The sequence below is a fragment of the Mycolicibacterium arenosum genome, from assembly GCF_024320865.1.
Lineage (GTDB): Bacteria > Actinomycetota > Actinomycetes > Mycobacteriales > Mycobacteriaceae > Mycobacterium > Mycobacterium arenosum.
In genome coordinates this window covers 437,323-452,838 of record NZ_JANDBD010000002.1, presented here as the reverse complement: position 1 = coordinate 452,838, position 15,516 = coordinate 437,323, and the positions used below count along the sequence as shown (strand labels likewise).

Below are 15,516 nucleotides of genomic sequence, written 5' to 3'. Positions count from 1 at the left end.
AAGCGCTCGCGGTGATAAGCCCCTCCAACCACAATTTCGCCGTCCGTATGGCGGATATGGCGCGCACCCTGGCGACGGAACGCACGCTCGACGCGGTCCTCGCCGAGGTGACGGCGGCAGCCGTGGAACTGATCCCCGGTGTCGACACCGCGGGGATCCTGCTGATCACCCCCGGCGGCGGCTTCGAATCCCTTGCCACCACGTCCGATCTGCCGGCCCAGCTCGATGTTCTGCAGATGACCTTCGACGAGGGTCCGTGCGTGCAAGCGGCGCTGGCGGACACGATCGTGCAGACCAACGACTTCCGCCTCGAGTCGCGATGGCCTCAGTACTCTCCCGCGGTCGCCGAGATCGGCGTGCTCAGCGGCTTGTCGTTCAAGCTCTACACCGGTAGCCAAACCGCAGGGGCCCTGAATCTCTTCGGCTTTCACCCCCGCGACTGGGAGCCGGACGACGAGTCGACCGGTGCCGTGCTCGCCGCCCACGCGGCCGCGGCGATCATGGCCACACAGCAGGAACAGCAGCTTCAAGCCGCCCTGTTGACCCGCGATCGGATCGGTCAGGCGAAGGGCGTCATCATGGAGCGCTTCGGCGTGGACGACGTCCGCGCCTTCGGGATGCTGCGCCAGCTGAGCCAGGAACAGAACGTCAAACTCGTCGACATCGCCGACCGCGTGATCGGCACCAGGGAGAGCTGAGCGCTCTAGCAGTCGCCTGGAAGCCGGATCAGGCCCTCCTGAGCGATCTCGGCGACCAACGCACCGCTGCGGTCGAACACGCACGCCCGCGCGAAACCGCGTCCGTCACCCGCCCACGGCGAGTCGGCGTCGCACAACCACCACTCGTCGGCGCGCGACGCGCGGTGAAACCAGACCGCGTGGTCGATCGTGGCGGGCAGAACGTCCTCCGCCGCCATCGATCGTGCGTTCGGACGGGTGACCGGATCGAGCACCGTCAGGTCGCTGGCGTACACGAAAAGCGCGGTGTGCAAAAGCGGGTCGTCACCGACGTCGCCGTCGGCCCGCATCCACATTTGCGACCGGTCCGTCGTCTCGCCGAGATCCCGGCTGACGCGTGAGTGATTGCCCACCGAGCGGATGTCGAACGCAGCCGGTCGTGCGAGCGAGGGCACCACGTCGGGCATCGATCGAAGCCGGGTCCAGTCCGACGTCAACTCCTCAGGCGACGGTACCTCCGGCATCGAAACCTGATGGCGCAAGCCCGGTTCCGGCATGGCGAAGGAGCAGGCCATCTCCATGATGGCGCGGCCCTGCTGCACCGCGCTGACCCGCCGATGGCTGAAGGATCGACCGTCGCGGGTCATCTCGACGCGGAGCTCGATGGGATGCCCCGGATCGCCGGGCCGCAGGAAGTAAGCGTGCAGCGAGTGGATCGGCCTGTCCGTGGCCACTGTTCGGCACGCCGCGACCGTCGCCTGCGCCGCCACCAGTCCGCCGAAAACGTGGCCGGTCTCGGCGGCACTCGCCGCGTGTCCGGCGATGAACGTGTCGTCGCCGAGCCGATCGATGTCGAGCAGCGCCACCACCTCGTCCAGGATCGAGTCACTCACTCCCTCGGTCCTCCGTGCACGGGCCACAGCCTATAAGTCGGTCCGGCCACGGGCCGCGGGGGCGGTGCCACATCGATGTCGCACCATGGCCTTCGAGCGATTCGGTCGTCTTGCCGGATACGCCGGAGTAGAACGGGAGGGCTCGACGAAAGGAGCGCACGGTGAGTGGACGGTTCATCGGTAAACGGGCGGTTGTGACGGGAGCGGCCGGCGGAGTGGGTCGCGCGACGGTCGAACTGCTCGACGCCGAGGGCGCCTCGGTGATCGGCCTGGACCTGAACCCCGGTGACGGCGACGTGGCCTGCGACGTCGGCGACACAATCTCGGTCGACGCCGCCATGACCACCGCGACGGAGCGCCTCGGCGGGCTCGACATCGTGGTCAACGTCGCCGGAATCGACCAGTTCCGCAAGTTCGGTGACCTCGACGTCGCCACCTGGCAGCGGCACATCGGCGTGAATCTGACCGGTCCCATGTTGATCTGCCGTGCCGCGCTGCCGCACCTGCGCGCCAGCAAGGGCAACATCGTCACCGTCGCCTCCATCGCCGGCCTCCGGGCCCAGCCCTACCAGGCCGCGTACTGCGCTTCGAAGGGCGGTGTCATCCTGCTCATGAAGTCCCTGGCGCTCGAGTTGGCCGCCGACGGCATCCGCGTCAACACCGTCTGCCCCGGCGGTGTCGAGACGGACCTGCCGGTCAAGGCGGCGGCCGAGCATCCGGACACCGACCTCGACTGGGAGTTGCTCATGGAGACCGCCGGTGCCCGATACGGATTCATGCCGCCCAAGGACGTTGCCGACGCCATCGCCTACCTGGCCTCGGACGCGGCGGCGTCAGTCACCGGTGCGGTGCTGTCGGTGGATCGCGGCACCGCCTGCTGACGTCCAGCGGGTTGTCTGCGGGTGTCAGGTGCCGGCACCTCCATCGAGTAGCCAGTGGTGGCGCATGTGCATTGCCCGCTCCATCGCCCCGACTACCGCGCCGATTCCCAATGCGAGGTTGAGCCACAACGGAAGATGCAAGGGCGATTCGAAGGTGCCGAATGTGCTTGCAATGAAGGGAATCTCGGAGATCGGCTCTGCGGCCTGCAGCAGGTTGAGCCCTACGCCGATGAGCAGCAGCAGCACCGAGACCGCACTGATGAATCCACTCGCGAGGGGATGCGCATGTGCGAAACGCATGCGTCGCCCCTCAGCGGACTTCGGATCGGGCACGAGACGCCGCTCGGTGCCGTCGTGGGCAACGAAGTGACAACGTCGTAGTCCTACCTGGCTGGTGCGGACCTCGATATGGCCGTGCGTGACGGGGAATCGAGCGGGCACCTTCGACTGCGCCCTGAGCTGCCCGTCGAGGTAGAGCCCCGCCTTGACGACGCCTGTGTCAACGTCGCCACCGTGCTTCACCTCGATCGTGTGCACGATCTGTCGGCCGTCAACCGGGAGCGCGATCGACATGACCGAACGTCGCGTCAGCTGCCACCAACGGAAGGGCTTCAGCGGGCGCCCGTCACCGGGCTTCACACGCTTGGCGAGCCGACGTTCGTTCCAGCGCGGGCTCACTGCTCGAACCCCGACGCCGGGCAGTCCGCAGGCGTGCGCGCAGGCCCACTCCCGCGAGTCATCCACCACACGGTCGCGGTGATGAGCATCAACGCGGCGCTGGGCACCAGGTTCGCCATCGAGCCGACCGCGTCACCTCGATTCGCCAACTGCGCGCCGATGTCGATGTGCAGGGTCGTGGAGAGCACGAGGAACGCCACGTTGTAGACACCGTGGAGGACGACCGCGACCTCGAGGCCGCCGGTGCGCCAGGTGACGATCGCCATCGACGAGAACAGCACCAGGTACGACGTCAGCAGGAACGGATCGAGCGTGCCGTGTGCGAGCGAGAACAGCACCGTCGTCACGACGATGCCCAGGATCGCACCGGACCGCGCCTCCCGCGTCCAGCTACCGAGTACGCGAAACATGAAGCCGCGGAATCCGTATTCTTCGCCCGCTGCCGCAAGTGGGGTAAGCACCATGCCGATGACGAAGAACGCCACGAGATCCGCAGTCGCCCACGGAACGCTGCCGGTTTCATTTAGAGCAACCAACGCGACCGCGATCAGTACCAGGGGTCCGATCACCAGCAGTGCGATGGCCGCGATGCCACGCAGGATGCCACGACGCGCTTCCGCGTACACGCGGTGATACTCGACGCCGGCCGGGACCGGCGGGGTCGGTGCTGGATCATCGCCCTGCAAGATCCAGCACCGGGTCATGGTGTTCATCGTCTGTTCCTTCGCCAAGATCAGCGCGCGCCGACGGCTCCGTTGATGGCTTCGACGACGTCGTTCGGGTCGTCGACGGTCAGGACCAGTCGGTCGAAGCGTTCGGCGTCATCGAGCGTGATGACGATCGCGCGGTCGTATCCGGAGACGTTCCAGAACTGCTTCCTTCCGGCTGCGTGGAACGTGCCGGCGAGCTTGCCGGGCAATCCGAGGCCGGGACCTCGCCACCCCTTCGGCTCCTCTCGCACGCCGGGGTCGAAGGTTGCTCCTCGCACCCGCTCGAGTGGGAACTGCAGACGCCGTGTCAACGACCAGACCTTGGTGAACCCCGTCGGCTCGACCACGAGGTGGTCTGCGGTCACGGTGACTCGGTTGGCACTCATGCGAAATCTCCTTCGTGCTGCATCCAATACGTTCTAGTACGCTGTACTAGTTCCGAGACTCGAAGGTAGCACAGTGTGCTAGAACGGACGGGGAGGTGGCCAACCGATGAGCGAGCCGACGAAGCACAGCACGCGAGACAAGATCCTGATCGCCGCGGCGACCATGCTCGGCGAGGATCCGACCTCCCGGCTGAGTGTGCGCGCCGTCGCCGCGCGCGCCGGGGTCAGTGCCGGCTCGCTGCGCCACTTCTTCCCGACTCAGCAGGCACTGATCGACACCGTGATCGCCGGACTCTACGACCTCGACATCCCCGACGACCCGATGCAAGACACCTCCAGCGACCCCGGCGACCGTCTCGTGGCCTGCCTGCACTTGCTGCTGTCACAGGTGGGTACGGGCGAGCGGGCACGCGAGCACTGGCGCGCCCTACACGACGCGTACGTCGCATCGCCACCGTCCGCGGATGCCACCCATGCCTTTCTCGCGCTCGAACGCCTTAACGTGGACTACATCGCGCGTTGGCTCGGCACCTTGCGCGACGAGGGAGCGCTCGCGTCCGGCGCTATCGATGTGCAGGCGAGGTTCCTGAACACCGTGGTTAATGGACTCTCATTCGAGCGTGCCCTCCCAGGTGACCGTGAACGGCTTGCCTACGAGGCTCATACGCTCCGCACTGCCGCTGACAGCGTCCTAAAGCGCAGAACGTGAACAGTGGTCATTCCACCACGTGGCCAACGCTTTTCAGAATCCGATACGCAGCATCGACGCGTGCGGCGTTCGGGTAGTTCTTGTTGGCCAGCAGAATCACGGCGAGTCGTTCTCGGGGGAGGTAGGCGACGTAGGAACCGAAACCGTTGGTGGAACCGGTCTTGTCGAACAGCGCCGACGGATCCGACGGGGTCGACTTGCCGAACCTCGTGCACGGGACCGCTGCACCCAGCCGCGACAATCGAGATCATCAGGCACGCGCTCAGCCTGGTTATCAAGGTGCGCAACGTAATCACAACAGCCACTGAGCAAGCGGATGAACGAGGTATCTCAGCGAGAAGGCCTCGTACACCGCTCCCGCGACGAGCAGGACGAGAGCAGACAAGGCGAGCCAGCCGAGTTGTCGCAGTCCTCGAAGGTAGCCCTCCCGTCGATTCCGAGCTCCCATGCTCTGCGGCCATAGCCAGCACCTACCGAGCAGCAACGCACCCAGCAGGAGAAGGATGTAGGCCTGGAACTCGACGATCAGCGTGAGGGAGTGCGGGATCAGAGCCACCCAGCCGATGTCACTCGCAGGGACGAGAGTCAGTCCTGTCGTGAACGCCCAGTATGCGAACAGTGGGATGCCGGCGAAGGGCACGACCATCGACGGCACCACGATCGTCAGTGCGCCCATCTTCACCGTGTTCACCGCGAGAATGGTCAACGCGAAGAGCCAGGGTTCGTTGATCAGCGACTGAACGAGATCAGCCGTGCCGTCCTCGACCAACTGTGTGTGCTGCGTTCGGCTGAGCTGCGGGAACAGCATTCCGACAACGAAACCGGCCAGGAACAGGCCGTAGGCGCCCGCGTTCATCACCACGTAGGCGCGGGCGTTCGCGCGCACCGGGCCTAGTGGCCGCCACGCGGACGGACTCGACGTCGTCTCGGAGGGTGAAGTCACAACTGCTGCGCCTTGTCGTTCGGGGGACTGACGCTAGTACGCTGTACTAGCGAGGAGTCCACACTAGCACGCTGTGATAGAACCGCTCGCGTCTACAGCACTACTCCCACACCACCTCGTCCGGCGACTTATCCGGACGCAGGCCTCGCCAACTCGGCTGCCGCAGTCTGCCGTCGGAGGTGCGTTCGCTGAAGCGCACCTCCCCCACCAGTTCGGGGCGCACGAACGTCACGCCCTTGGCGTCCGGACCGGTCAACCTTGCGGCGAAGGGGGATTCGTCGGTGTGGAGCGGAGCCAGCGTCTTCTTCAGCGCGGCCAGATCCTTCTCGGTGAACCCGGTGCCGACGCGGCCCGCGAAGTCGAGACCGCCGTCCCCTGGCACTCCGACGAGCAGCGCCCCGATCCCGCTGGTGCGCCCGCCCTCCCCAGCGCGCCAGCCGCCGATGACGACTTCCTGTGTGCGCCAGAGCTTGTCCTTGATCCACGAGTGCGAACGCCGGCCGGGCTGATAGGTGGAATCCCACTTCTTGGCGATCACGCCCTCCCACCGCTTCGACTGCGCGTACTCGAGCGCCTCGGGCCCGGTTCCGGGGAGTTGTTCCGGCACGATCGGCACTCCGCCGTCGGACAGCATCTCCAGGATTCGACGTCGGTCCCGATACTTGGCCCGCAGCAGCGAGCGGCCGTCCAGTGCCAGGACGTCGAACGCCCAGAACTCGATGTTGCTGTCGGCGTTGCGGTGCTGGATCGCCTGGAAGCTCGGCACTCCCGAGGAGTCGAGCGCTACCACCTCCCCGTCGAGCACCACGTGGTGATCAGCGAGATCGGCTGCCAGCGATCGCAATTGGGGGAACTCTCGGGTGACGTCACGACCGCTGCGTGACGTCAGCGTCAACTCGCCGTGGTCGGCGTCGACCAGCAGGCGGTAGCCGTCCCACTTGCCCTCGAACGCCCACACCGTCGATGTCAGCTTCTCCACCGAGCCGTGGGTGGCCAGCATCGGCGCCATGTCCTTGGCGTCGAACGTGCGCTGCTCCTTCATCCGGTGCGCCAGCCAGTTCTTGCCGTCGGTCTGGATCAGCGCGTAGCGACCCTCGATCTTCGACCCGTGCAGGGTGACGATCACCTCGCCTTTGCGGCCGTCGATCTTCCTCTCGCCGTCCACCCCTGGATCGCGGAACTTCTCGGTCTCGTATGTGCCCGAATCCCAGACGATCACCTTCCCCCCGCCGTACTCCCCTCGCGGGATGTCGCCCTCGAACGTCGCGTACTCAAGTGGGTGGTCCTCGGTGTGCACGGCGAGGTGGTTCACCGAGGGCGTCTCGGGCAGGTTCTTCGGCACCGCCCACGACACCAGCACACCGTCGCGCTCGAGTCGGAAGTCGTAGTGGAGTCGACGGGCGTGATGCTCCTGGATGACGAACGTGTTGTTGTTGCCCTGCACCGGGGGCGTCGCAGGCACCGGTTCGGGCGTTCTACCGGGGTCCCGCATCCTGCGGTAGGTGGTGAGCTTGTCGGCCACCGGGGCGTCGGTGTCGAGGTCGGCGAGCAGATCCCCTTCGCGCTCAACACGTTCCAGCACCTCGTCGAAGCGCAGGTGGCGCAGTCCCGGATCGGCGATCTCGTCCCAGGTGCGCGGTGCGGCCACCGTCGGCTCGGCACGACCGCGCATCGAGTACGGCGCGATCGTCGTCTTGGCCGCGCTGTTCTGGCTCCAGTCGAGGAACACCTTGCCCGCCCGGAGGCTCTTGGTCATCGTCGCGGTGACCTGCTTCGGCATGGTCTTCTCGAGTTGCTGGGCAATGCGTTTCGCGAGCGTGGACGCTCCGCGCGAGCTGATCGGCGACTCCAGCGGGACGTACAGGTGCAGACCCTTGCTGCCACTGGTCAGCGGGAAGACGGCGAGGCCGATGTCGGTGATGATGTCGCGCACCTCGTTGGCGACCTCGCACAGTTGGCGGAACGTGACGTCGTCGCCGGGATCGAGGTCGAACACGACGCGGGTCGCCGGACCGGGTTCACCTCGATCATCGAAGCGCCACTGCGGCACGTGCACTTCGAGTGCCGCCTGCTGGGCGATCCACGCCAAACCCTCGCGGGTGTCGATGATCGGGTACGTCGTCGATCCGGACTTGTGGTGGACGGTGCCGCGGTGCAGCCAGTCGGGTGCCGATGACGCCAACTGCTTCTCGAAGAACTCCATCTCCCCGATGCCGTTGGGCCACCGCTTCCGCGTCACGGGCCGGCCCGCGATGTGGGGCAGCATCGCCTCGGCGATCGCGACGTAGTACTCGAAGATCTCGGCTTTCGTCGTGCCGGTCGCCGGATAGAGCACTTTGTCGGGATTCGTCAGTCGAACCCTGTCGTAACGCTCCACCCGGCCAGTATCGCGCGCGTATCGTCGGTTCGGTGAGAACCCTGCTGGTCGCGCTGATGACGGGGGCCGCCGTCGCGGTCGCCGCGCCGGCGAGCGCGGACCCGCAGGACCTGGTGCCGTACTGCTCGGGCGATCAGACGCCGATGGACTCCAACTGCAGGACGACTCCGTCGCAGATCGCCACGCACGACGGCATGGGCCTCAGCCCGAACCTCCCGAGCGGCCTGACCCCCGGCGACGAGCCCGCGATCTGACCATCGGCAGGCAACTAAATTGTCGGCCGTGCGATGTAGAATCGCACATATGTTCGATTCTGAGCGCGCACTGATCGCGCGAATGGCCGCGCTCGAGGCGGTGAAATCAGCTGCCGCCGCCGAGCAGGCGGAACTGGCCGTGCAGTTCGAAAAGGAGCGGTGCGAACGCGAGATCGCCGCCGGCATCCCCGCATCCCGGCGCGGCAGGGGAATCGCCGGTGAGATCGCCCTGGCACGTAAGGACTCGCCGAATCGTGGAGGCCGGCACCTCGGCTTCGCCAAAGCCCTCGTGTTCGAAATGCCGCACACCCTGGCCGCTCTCAAGGCCAACGCGCTCTCGGAGTGGCGGGCGACGCTCATCGTGCGCGAGTCCGCCTGTCTGTCCGTCGAGGACCGCGGCGAACTGGACAGGAGGATGTGCGCCGACACCACGGAGTTGGAAGGCCTGGGCGACAAGCGAATCGAAGCCAGGGCCAGGGAAATCGCCTACGAACTCGACCCGCAGGCGTTCGTCGACAGGGCCGTCAAGAAGGAAGCCGAGCGTACCGTCAGCGTCAGGCCGGCACCGGACAACATGGCCTACGTGACCGCGCTGGTGCCCATGCCCAAAGGCGTCGGGATCTTCGCCGCCCTGAAACGACAGGCCGACGTCGCCTGCGACGGTAGGGGCCGCGGGCAGGTCATGGCCGACACGCTCTACGAACGGGTCACCGGCCGCCCTGCCGAAGCGCCGGTCCCGATCGCCGTCGACCTCGTCATCACCGACGAGACGCTGCTCGCAGGAGACACCACGCCCGCGCGGGTTCCCGGCTACGGGCCGATCCCGGCGGCGATCGCGTGCCAACTGACCGGAGACGCGATTCTCGACGAGCGGTCCAAGGCGACGCTGCGGCGGCTGTACCGCCACCCGGCGTCGGGCGCGCTGGTGGCCATGGAATCCCGCGCGCGCCTGTTCCCGAAGGGCCTCGCGCAGCTCATCGCCTTCCGCGACGACACCTGTCGAACGCCCTATTGCGACGCGCCTATTCGGCACACCGATCACGCCCAACCTCACGCCGCCGACGGCCCCACCTCCGAACTCAACGGACTCGGCGCGTGCGAGGCGTGCAACTACACCAAGGAGTCGCCTGGCTGGCGGGTGGTGACCGCACGACAACGCGACGGCACCCACACCGCCGACGTCACCACGCCCACCGGAAATCGCTACCGCTCGAAGGCGCCGCCACTGCCGGGGCGCCGCACGCGCCCCAGCCGCGTCGAGACCGTCTTCGCCGACGATCTCGCCTGGGCCGATGCAGTCATGGACAACGCCGCATAGGCGCCATCGGACCGGCGCGAATTCCGTTAGCGCTTAAAAGCGTCAGTCGTCCTCCGACAGCACGGCGAACGGCTCCGTGGGCACCTCGGCGACCGCCATCTTCGCCGCGGAATCAGTGGGCGCCGCCCCTCGCGTCAGCGCGGCCAGCGCGACGTTGGTCCCGACGTCACGACCGGCCTGCTCGCTGAGCAGCCAACGCACCTCGAGTAGGTCGCAGTAGGCCTGAATCGCGGTGCCCCGGTTGTTCAACGCCGCGTGCGCGACGTGTTCGGTCGGCGTCACCACCTCGATGACCCATAGCCGCGCAGCGGTCTGCTCGTCGACGTCATGGCCCTCCTCCCGGCACAGCTGCGCCTGGTACGCACGCAGGTCGCCGAGCAGGATCCGTGCCTGTCCCTCGCCGACGTCCAGGCCCGTGAGCTCCTGCAGCCGTTGCGCGTGGTAGCGCCGATCCCCCACGGCCACATGCAGTCTCAGCTGACTCGGATCATCCCCGACGGGCTGTAACGACACCTCGTCGACCGCGAACCCGAGGTCGTTCAGCTTGCGCACGGTGCCCTCGACGCGGTATCGGTCGGTGAAGCCGAAGACCGGTTCGGCGTGCAGTGCCTCCCACAGCGTGTCGTAGCGTCGCCGGGCCTGCTCCACCTCCTCGATCAGCACGTCCTCGAGTTCCGATCGGCCGAGCCGTTCGGCGAGATCGACCATGCCCATCGCGACGTTCTCCACCATGATGTCGAGGTCGTGCTCGCGCTGCCCACGGCTCAACACCGGATGCACCTCTGAGGTTTCGGCGTCGACGAGGTACGCCTGCAGCGTCTGTCCGTCGCGGGAGAACAGGGTGTTCGCCAGCGAGCAGTCACCCCAGAACACCCCGTGCCGGTGCAACTCGACCAGCAGTCCGGCCATGCCGTCGAGCAGCCGCGCACGGTGCTTCGGCTGATCGGGCGGTAACCGCATGAACAGCCGCCGGTACTGCCAGGATCCCTCGAGGTAACGCGTCACCAGGATGGCGGTCTCGAACTCCGGTTGCACCACCAGACCTGCGGGACGCACCGCGGGCAGACCCATCTCCTCGAGCCGACGCAGCACGTCGTACTCCTTGGCCGCGACCCGCGGCGGCATGTCCTTCACCGCCCACAGCGCGTCGTCGGCGTCGACGAACTTCACCAGATGCCGACTGGGCCCGACGGCGATGTCGCGCAGTGGAACGTCGGGGACGTTCCACTGCGACAACGGCCTATCCCACGGTAGGGCGAGGAGACCGGGAGTCGGCGCCCGGAGCCTGAACTCAGCCACTCCCCGAGTCGCTTCGCTCCAGCCCGCCGAACGGCGCTTGCACGTCAGTTGAGACGTTCGCCGGTCTTCGGATTGAACAGGTGCACCGCACCCTCGGGGTTCTTGCGCAGCCGCACGGTGTCGGCCAGCTTCGGCGCGGTGCGCGGATTGCACCGCGCCACCAGTTCGACTCCCGAGCCCGCGTGGGTGTACACGTAGGCCTCGCTGCCGAGGTCCTCGACGAGATCTACGACGACCTCGACACCGCCACCGTCGCTTGAGATCTCCAGCTGCTCGGGCCGGATGCCGAACGTGACCTCCGACAGGCCCGCCTCACTGATCTTGGCGACGTCGGCGCGGTCGATCTCCAGCACGGAGTCACCGATCTTCACCCCGTTGTCGGCGACCGGCAGGTCCACCAGGTTCATGGCGGGCGAGCCGATGAAGCCGGCGACGAACGCGTTGGCGGGCCGGTCGTAGAGCTCGTTGGGCGAGGCGAACTGCTGCAGCTTGCCGAACCGCAGTACCGCGACGCGGTCGCCCATCGTCATGGCTTCGACCTGATCGTGCGTGACGTAGACGGTCGTCGTGCCCAATCGCCTTTGCAGAGCGGCGATCTGGGTGCGCGTCTGCACCCGCAGCTTGGCGTCGAGGTTCGACAGCGGCTCGTCCATGCAGAAGACCTGCGGCTCACGGACGATGGCTCGGCCCATGGCCACACGCTGCCGCTGACCACCGGACAGCTTGCCCGGCTTACGATCCAGGAACTCGGTGAGATCCAGGATCTTGGCGGCGTCCTCGACCTTGCGGCGCCGCTCGTCGGCGGGCACGCCGCGCAGTTTCAGCGCGAAGCCCATGTTCTCGGCGACCGTCTTGTTCGGGTAGAGCGCGTAGTTCTGGAACACCATCGCGATGTCGCGGTCCTTCGACGGCACTCCCGTCATGTCCTTGCCGCCGATCTCGATGGCGCCCTCGTCGATGTCCTCGAGGCCGGCCAGCATCCGCAGCGCGGTGCTCTTGCCCGATCCCGACGGGCCGACCAGCACGATGAACTCGCCGTCCTGGATATCGAGGTTGAGTGAGTCGACCGCGAGCTTGTCCGACCCCTCGTAGATGCAGGTCGCGTTCTTGTACGTGATTGCAGCCATTGCTTTCTCCAAATTCTCTGCGTCTGTGTGTGGTGTGGGGGTTACTTGATCGCGCCGAACGAGAGTCCGCGCACCAGCTTGTTCTGAGCGAACCACCCGCAGAGGATCACGGGCAGCGCCGCCATGGTTGCGGCCGCCGACAGCACGGCCCAGTACTGACCCTCACCGGCGATGAAGCCGACCAGGTACACGGGCATGGTCTGAGCGTTGACCGCGGTGAGGTTCACCGCGAGGAAGAACTCGTTCCAGGCGAAGATGACGCAGATCAGTGCGGTCGCCGCGATGCCGGGTGACACCAACGGCAGGATCACCTCGCGCACCGAACGCCAGAGGCTGGCGCCGTCGAGACTTGCCGCCTCGAGCAGTTCGCCCGGCACCTCGAGGAAGAAGGAGCGCATCATCCAGACCGCGATCGGCAGGTTCATCGACGTGTAGAGGACGATCAGAGCCCAGATGTTGTCCAGCAGACCGATGTTGGACACGATGACGTACAGCGGCAGGATCGCCGCGACCACGGGAAGCATCTTGGTGCTCATGAAGAAGAACAGCGCATCCGAGGTCTTGCGGACCGGGCGCAGCGACAGCGCGAACGCCGCGGGTACGCCGAGCAGCAACACCAGGATCGTCGACATGGCGGTGGCGAACACGGAGTTCAACATCGCCGGTCCGATGCCCTGATCGAAGACGGCCGAGTACTGGTCGAGCGTGGGGGTGAAGAACAGCTTCGGCGGATTGGTCGCCGCGTCACCCTCCTGCTTGAACGACGTCAGCACCATCCAGAACACCGGGAAGAAGAAGCCGAGCCCGACGAGCCAGGCCACCACGCCCCAGGGGCTGAACTTCTTCGTCTTCTTCTTACGCACCGGGGCGGAATCGGTTGCCGCCGAGGTTCTTTCGACTGTGGTGGTCATTTCTAGGCCGCCTCTTCCTTGCCGGAGAATGATTTGAAGATCAATCGGAGTGCGAAGCTGGCGATGATCATCGTGAAGATGACGACCACCACGCCCATCGCCGCGGCCTGGCCCATGTCGAAGCCGAGGAAGGCCCGCTGATAGATGTAGAACGGCAGGTTCGCGCTGGCGACGCCGGGGCCGCCCTGCGTCATCATGAAGATCGCGTCGAAGGTGTTGACCAGATAGACCGCGCCGAGCACGACGCCCAACTCGATGAAGCGCCGGAGGTGCGGCAGCGTCAGCTCCCGGAAGAGTTGGATCGCCGTCGCGCCGTCCACCCGGCCCGCCTCGAGTTGGTCACGCGGCATGGACGTCAGGCCCGCGAGGATCAGCAGCATCATGAACGGCGTCCACTGCCAGATCAGTTCGACCATCACCATGGCCAGCGGGAACTGACCGATCCAGTCCACGGGCGGGATGCCGACCAGCGACAGCAGCCAGTTGAGGATGCCGTTGTTGGGGTCGAGGATCGTCGTCTTCCAGATCAGGGCGCCCGCCACGGGAGTGATGAGGAACGGCGTGATCAGCAGGGTCCGGACCACACCTCGGCCCAGGAACGCCCGGTCCAGCAGCAGCGCTATTCCCAGGCCGAGCAGCGCCGAGATCAGCACCACCCCGACGATCAGGATGACGGTGTTACCCGCCACCGACCAGAACTGACTGTCCTGGACGACGGCGATGTAGTTGTTCAACCCGATGAACTGACGCGACCCCGGACGGACCAGGTTCCACGACAGCGTGGAGTAGTACAGCGTGAACAGGAACGGAACCTGTGTCACGGCGATCATGAAGATGAGCGCTGGCAGTAGCGGACCGCGCCGTCGCCACCCCTCGGCGCGGCTCACGCCGACGTCTTGGGACTCCTTGATTCTTCGGACCCGTTCGGCGACGGCCTTCTCCTCGGTGTCGGCCGCAGATCCATCGGTTAGCGAAGTCGTAGTCATCACTTCTCCTGGTAGCTCTTGCCGACGACCTCGGCATACAACTGTGCTTGCTCCAGAGCGGCGTCAACGGACTTCTGCCCGGCGATCGCCGCACTGATCTGCTGGCTCACCCGCGTCCCCAAATCCTGGAACTCGGGAATGCCGACGAACTGCACACCGGTGTACGGAACGGGCTGCACGGTGGGCTGGTCCGGGGTCGCGTTGGTGATCGACTGCAACGTCAGCGGACCATAGGACTTCGAAATCGCCTCGTACTCCGGCAGTTCGGTGTAAGTCGAGGTGCGGCTCCCCGGTGGTACCCGCGCCCAGCCCAGCTTCTCGCCGACCAGCCGCATGTAGTCCTTGCTCGTCATCCAGGAGATGAACTTCCACGCGCCGTCGGGGTTCTTGGCGGCCTTCGGGATGCCGAGCGCCCAGGTGTAGAGCCAGCCCGAGTTGGGCTTCTTGACGATCGGAGCGGGCAGGTACCCGATCTTGCCGACGAGATCCGGGTACGTCTGGGGATCCTCGAGCACCGAGACCGCCGACGTCGCGTCGTACCACATGGCCGTCTGGCCCTGGCCGAACAGGTTGGCGCACTCCTGGAAACCCGTTGAGGAGGCGCCCAACTCACCGGACTCCTTGATCGTGTTCACGTAGAAGTTGACGGCCTCCTTGACCTCGGGGCTGTTCAGCTGCGCGTTCCACTGATCGTCGAACCAGCGGCCGCCGAAGGTGTTGATCACGGTGTCCAGCGGTGCGAGCACCTCACCCCAACCGGGCTTGCCACGCAGGCAGATTCCCGCATCCGAGACCTGCTTGGCCTTGATCGTCCTGGCCCACTCCGCGACTTCCTGCCAGGTGGGTTGGTAGCTCGGGTCCGAGTTGACCGTGATGCCGGCCTGCTCGAACATGTCCTTGCGGTACATCAGGAACGACGACTCGCCGTAGAACGGCACCGAGTACATGTTGCCCTCGTACGACAGGGACTCCCGCAGCGACGGAATGAAGTCGGCCTCGTCGTAACCCGGCGTCTCCTTCGCGTAATCCGAGAGGTTCAGCAGCCAGCCGTCTTTCGCCCACTGCGGCGTCTCGAAGTTGCTGATCATCGCGACGTCGAACTGACTGCCTCCCATGGCCGTCGACATCGTGATCTTGGCGCGAGCCTGGTTCTCCGACAGGGAGATGAACTTCAGCTTGACGCCGGGGTTCTCCTTCTCGAACTCCGACGACAGCTTCTGCGCGTCAGTCATCTGCGAGTTCGACACCAGGGCGATCGTCACCTCGTTGTCGGACGCGCCGAGACTGCCCGCACCGGCGCACCCCGCTGTGAGGGTCAACCCCACCGCGGCGACGCATGCGGATAGCTTCTTGAGCACTCCTTGCCT

The 15,516-nt window shown here is 66.1% G+C and carries 16 protein-coding genes and 1 pseudogene; 5 read left to right on the top strand and 12 right to left on the bottom strand.

Features of this window, described 5'->3' with window-relative positions:
* Positions 1-47: 47 nt before the first annotated feature.
* Entirely contained in the window at positions 48-698 is a 651-nt protein-coding gene (locus NM203_RS05875) for a GAF and ANTAR domain-containing protein (protein WP_255058768.1), read from the top strand.
* 5 nt (positions 699-703) lie between these two features.
* Here NM203_RS05875 and NM203_RS05870 read toward each other — a convergent pair whose 3' ends face one another.
* Positions 704-1,570, bottom strand: coding sequence for an acyl-CoA thioesterase (locus tag NM203_RS05870; RefSeq protein ID WP_255058766.1), 867 nt, complete (start codon positions 1,568-1,570; stop codon positions 704-706).
* Between the two features lie 161 nt (positions 1,571-1,731).
* Between NM203_RS05870 and NM203_RS05865 the strand changes: the two genes are divergently transcribed.
* Positions 1,732-2,451 carry an SDR family NAD(P)-dependent oxidoreductase gene (locus tag NM203_RS05865; RefSeq protein ID WP_255058764.1) on the top strand — a complete coding sequence of 240 codons (720 nt, stop codon included), beginning with the start codon at positions 1,732-1,734 and terminating at the stop codon, positions 2,449-2,451.
* 24 nt (positions 2,452-2,475) lie between these two features.
* Here NM203_RS05865 and NM203_RS05860 read toward each other — a convergent pair whose 3' ends face one another.
* The 3 genes from NM203_RS05860 to NM203_RS05850 are packed head-to-tail and all read right to left on the bottom strand — an operon-like array spanning position 2,476 to position 4,225.
* Complete coding sequence (locus NM203_RS05860; protein ID WP_255058763.1) at positions 2,476-3,129, bottom strand: hypothetical protein; 654 nt, start codon at positions 3,127-3,129, stop codon at positions 2,476-2,478.
* Positions 3,126-3,842, bottom strand: a complete 717-nt coding sequence (locus tag NM203_RS05855; RefSeq protein ID WP_255058762.1) for a CPBP family intramembrane glutamic endopeptidase — start codon at positions 3,840-3,842, stop codon at positions 3,126-3,128. Before NM203_RS05855 ends, NM203_RS05860 begins: the two co-directional genes overlap by 4 nt.
* A gap of 20 nt (positions 3,843-3,862) precedes the next feature.
* Positions 3,863-4,225, bottom strand: a complete 363-nt coding sequence (locus tag NM203_RS05850) for a hypothetical protein (protein WP_255058760.1) — start codon at positions 4,223-4,225, stop codon at positions 3,863-3,865.
* Between the two features lie 106 nt (positions 4,226-4,331).
* Between NM203_RS05850 and NM203_RS05845 the strand changes: the two genes are divergently transcribed.
* Positions 4,332-4,934 carry a TetR/AcrR family transcriptional regulator gene (locus NM203_RS05845; RefSeq protein ID WP_255058759.1) on the top strand — a complete coding sequence of 201 codons (603 nt, stop codon included), beginning with the start codon at positions 4,332-4,334 and terminating at the stop codon, positions 4,932-4,934.
* A gap of 7 nt (positions 4,935-4,941) precedes the next feature.
* On the opposite strand, the pseudogene NM203_RS05840 reads toward NM203_RS05845, so the two are convergent.
* From NM203_RS05840 to NM203_RS05830, 3 genes and pseudogenes are all read right to left on the bottom strand, one after another.
* Positions 4,942-5,106: pseudogene (locus tag NM203_RS05840) on the bottom strand (serine hydrolase); the annotation flags it as partial.
* Between the two features lie 120 nt (positions 5,107-5,226).
* Positions 5,227-5,877, bottom strand: coding sequence for a stage II sporulation protein M (locus NM203_RS05835; RefSeq protein WP_255058757.1), 651 nt, complete (start codon positions 5,875-5,877; stop codon positions 5,227-5,229).
* A gap of 100 nt (positions 5,878-5,977) precedes the next feature.
* Positions 5,978-8,254, bottom strand: coding sequence for an ATP-dependent DNA ligase (locus NM203_RS05830; RefSeq protein ID WP_255058756.1), 2,277 nt, complete (start codon positions 8,252-8,254; stop codon positions 5,978-5,980).
* 32 nt (positions 8,255-8,286) lie between these two features.
* Here NM203_RS05830 and NM203_RS05825 point away from each other — a divergent pair, with 32 nt between their 5' ends.
* Complete coding sequence (locus NM203_RS05825) at positions 8,287-8,508, top strand: hypothetical protein (RefSeq protein WP_255058755.1); 222 nt, start codon at positions 8,287-8,289, stop codon at positions 8,506-8,508.
* 49 nt (positions 8,509-8,557) lie between these two features.
* Positions 8,558-9,826 carry an HNH endonuclease gene (locus NM203_RS05820; RefSeq protein WP_255058753.1) on the top strand — a complete coding sequence of 423 codons (1,269 nt, stop codon included), beginning with the start codon at positions 8,558-8,560 and terminating at the stop codon, positions 9,824-9,826.
* Between the two features lie 42 nt (positions 9,827-9,868).
* On the opposite strand, the gene NM203_RS05815 is transcribed toward NM203_RS05820, so the two are convergent.
* The 5 genes from NM203_RS05815 to NM203_RS05795 are packed head-to-tail and all read right to left on the bottom strand — an operon-like array spanning position 9,869 to position 15,507.
* Entirely contained in the window at positions 9,869-11,125 is a 1,257-nt protein-coding gene (locus NM203_RS05815; RefSeq protein ID WP_255058752.1) for a DUF4032 domain-containing protein, read from the bottom strand.
* A gap of 44 nt (positions 11,126-11,169) precedes the next feature.
* Positions 11,170-12,252 carry an ABC transporter ATP-binding protein gene (locus tag NM203_RS05810; RefSeq protein WP_255058751.1) on the bottom strand — a complete coding sequence of 361 codons (1,083 nt, stop codon included), beginning with the start codon at positions 12,250-12,252 and terminating at the stop codon, positions 11,170-11,172.
* 41 nt (positions 12,253-12,293) lie between these two features.
* Entirely contained in the window at positions 12,294-13,163 is an 870-nt protein-coding gene (locus tag NM203_RS05805; protein ID WP_255058750.1) for a carbohydrate ABC transporter permease, read from the bottom strand.
* Between the two features lie 2 nt (positions 13,164-13,165).
* A complete protein-coding gene (locus tag NM203_RS05800) occupies positions 13,166-14,149 on the bottom strand; it encodes a carbohydrate ABC transporter permease (RefSeq protein ID WP_255058749.1) in 984 nt (327 codons plus the stop codon).
* Complete coding sequence (locus tag NM203_RS05795; RefSeq protein WP_408633299.1) at positions 14,149-15,507, bottom strand: ABC transporter substrate-binding protein; 1,359 nt, start codon at positions 15,505-15,507, stop codon at positions 14,149-14,151. The genes NM203_RS05800 and NM203_RS05795 overlap by 1 nt, the downstream gene beginning before the upstream one ends.
* Positions 15,508-15,516: the final 9 nt, after the last annotated feature.

What these genes read in the sequence shown, in the direction of transcription:
- NM203_RS05875 (WP_255058768.1), top strand. Translation starts at nt 48, where the DNA reads ATGGCGGATATGGCGCGCACCCTGGCGACGGAACGCACGCTCGACGCG.
- NM203_RS05810 (WP_255058751.1), bottom strand. Translation starts at nt 12,252, where the DNA reads ATGGCTGCAATCACGTACAAGAACGCGACCTGCATCTACGAGGGGTCG.
- NM203_RS05845 (WP_255058759.1), top strand. Translation starts at nt 4,332, where the DNA reads ATGAGCGAGCCGACGAAGCACAGCACGCGAGACAAGATCCTGATCGCC.
- NM203_RS05855 (WP_255058762.1), bottom strand. Translation starts at nt 3,842, where the DNA reads ATGAACACCATGACCCGGTGCTGGATCTTGCAGGGCGATGATCCAGCA.
- NM203_RS05800 (WP_255058749.1), bottom strand. Translation starts at nt 14,149, where the DNA reads ATGACTACGACTTCGCTAACCGATGGATCTGCGGCCGACACCGAGGAG.
- NM203_RS05850 (WP_255058760.1), bottom strand. Translation starts at nt 4,225, where the DNA reads ATGAGTGCCAACCGAGTCACCGTGACCGCAGACCACCTCGTGGTCGAG.
- NM203_RS05805 (WP_255058750.1), bottom strand. Translation starts at nt 13,163, where the DNA reads ATGACCACCACAGTCGAAAGAACCTCGGCGGCAACCGATTCCGCCCCG.
- NM203_RS05820 (WP_255058753.1), top strand. Translation starts at nt 8,558, where the DNA reads ATGTTCGATTCTGAGCGCGCACTGATCGCGCGAATGGCCGCGCTCGAG.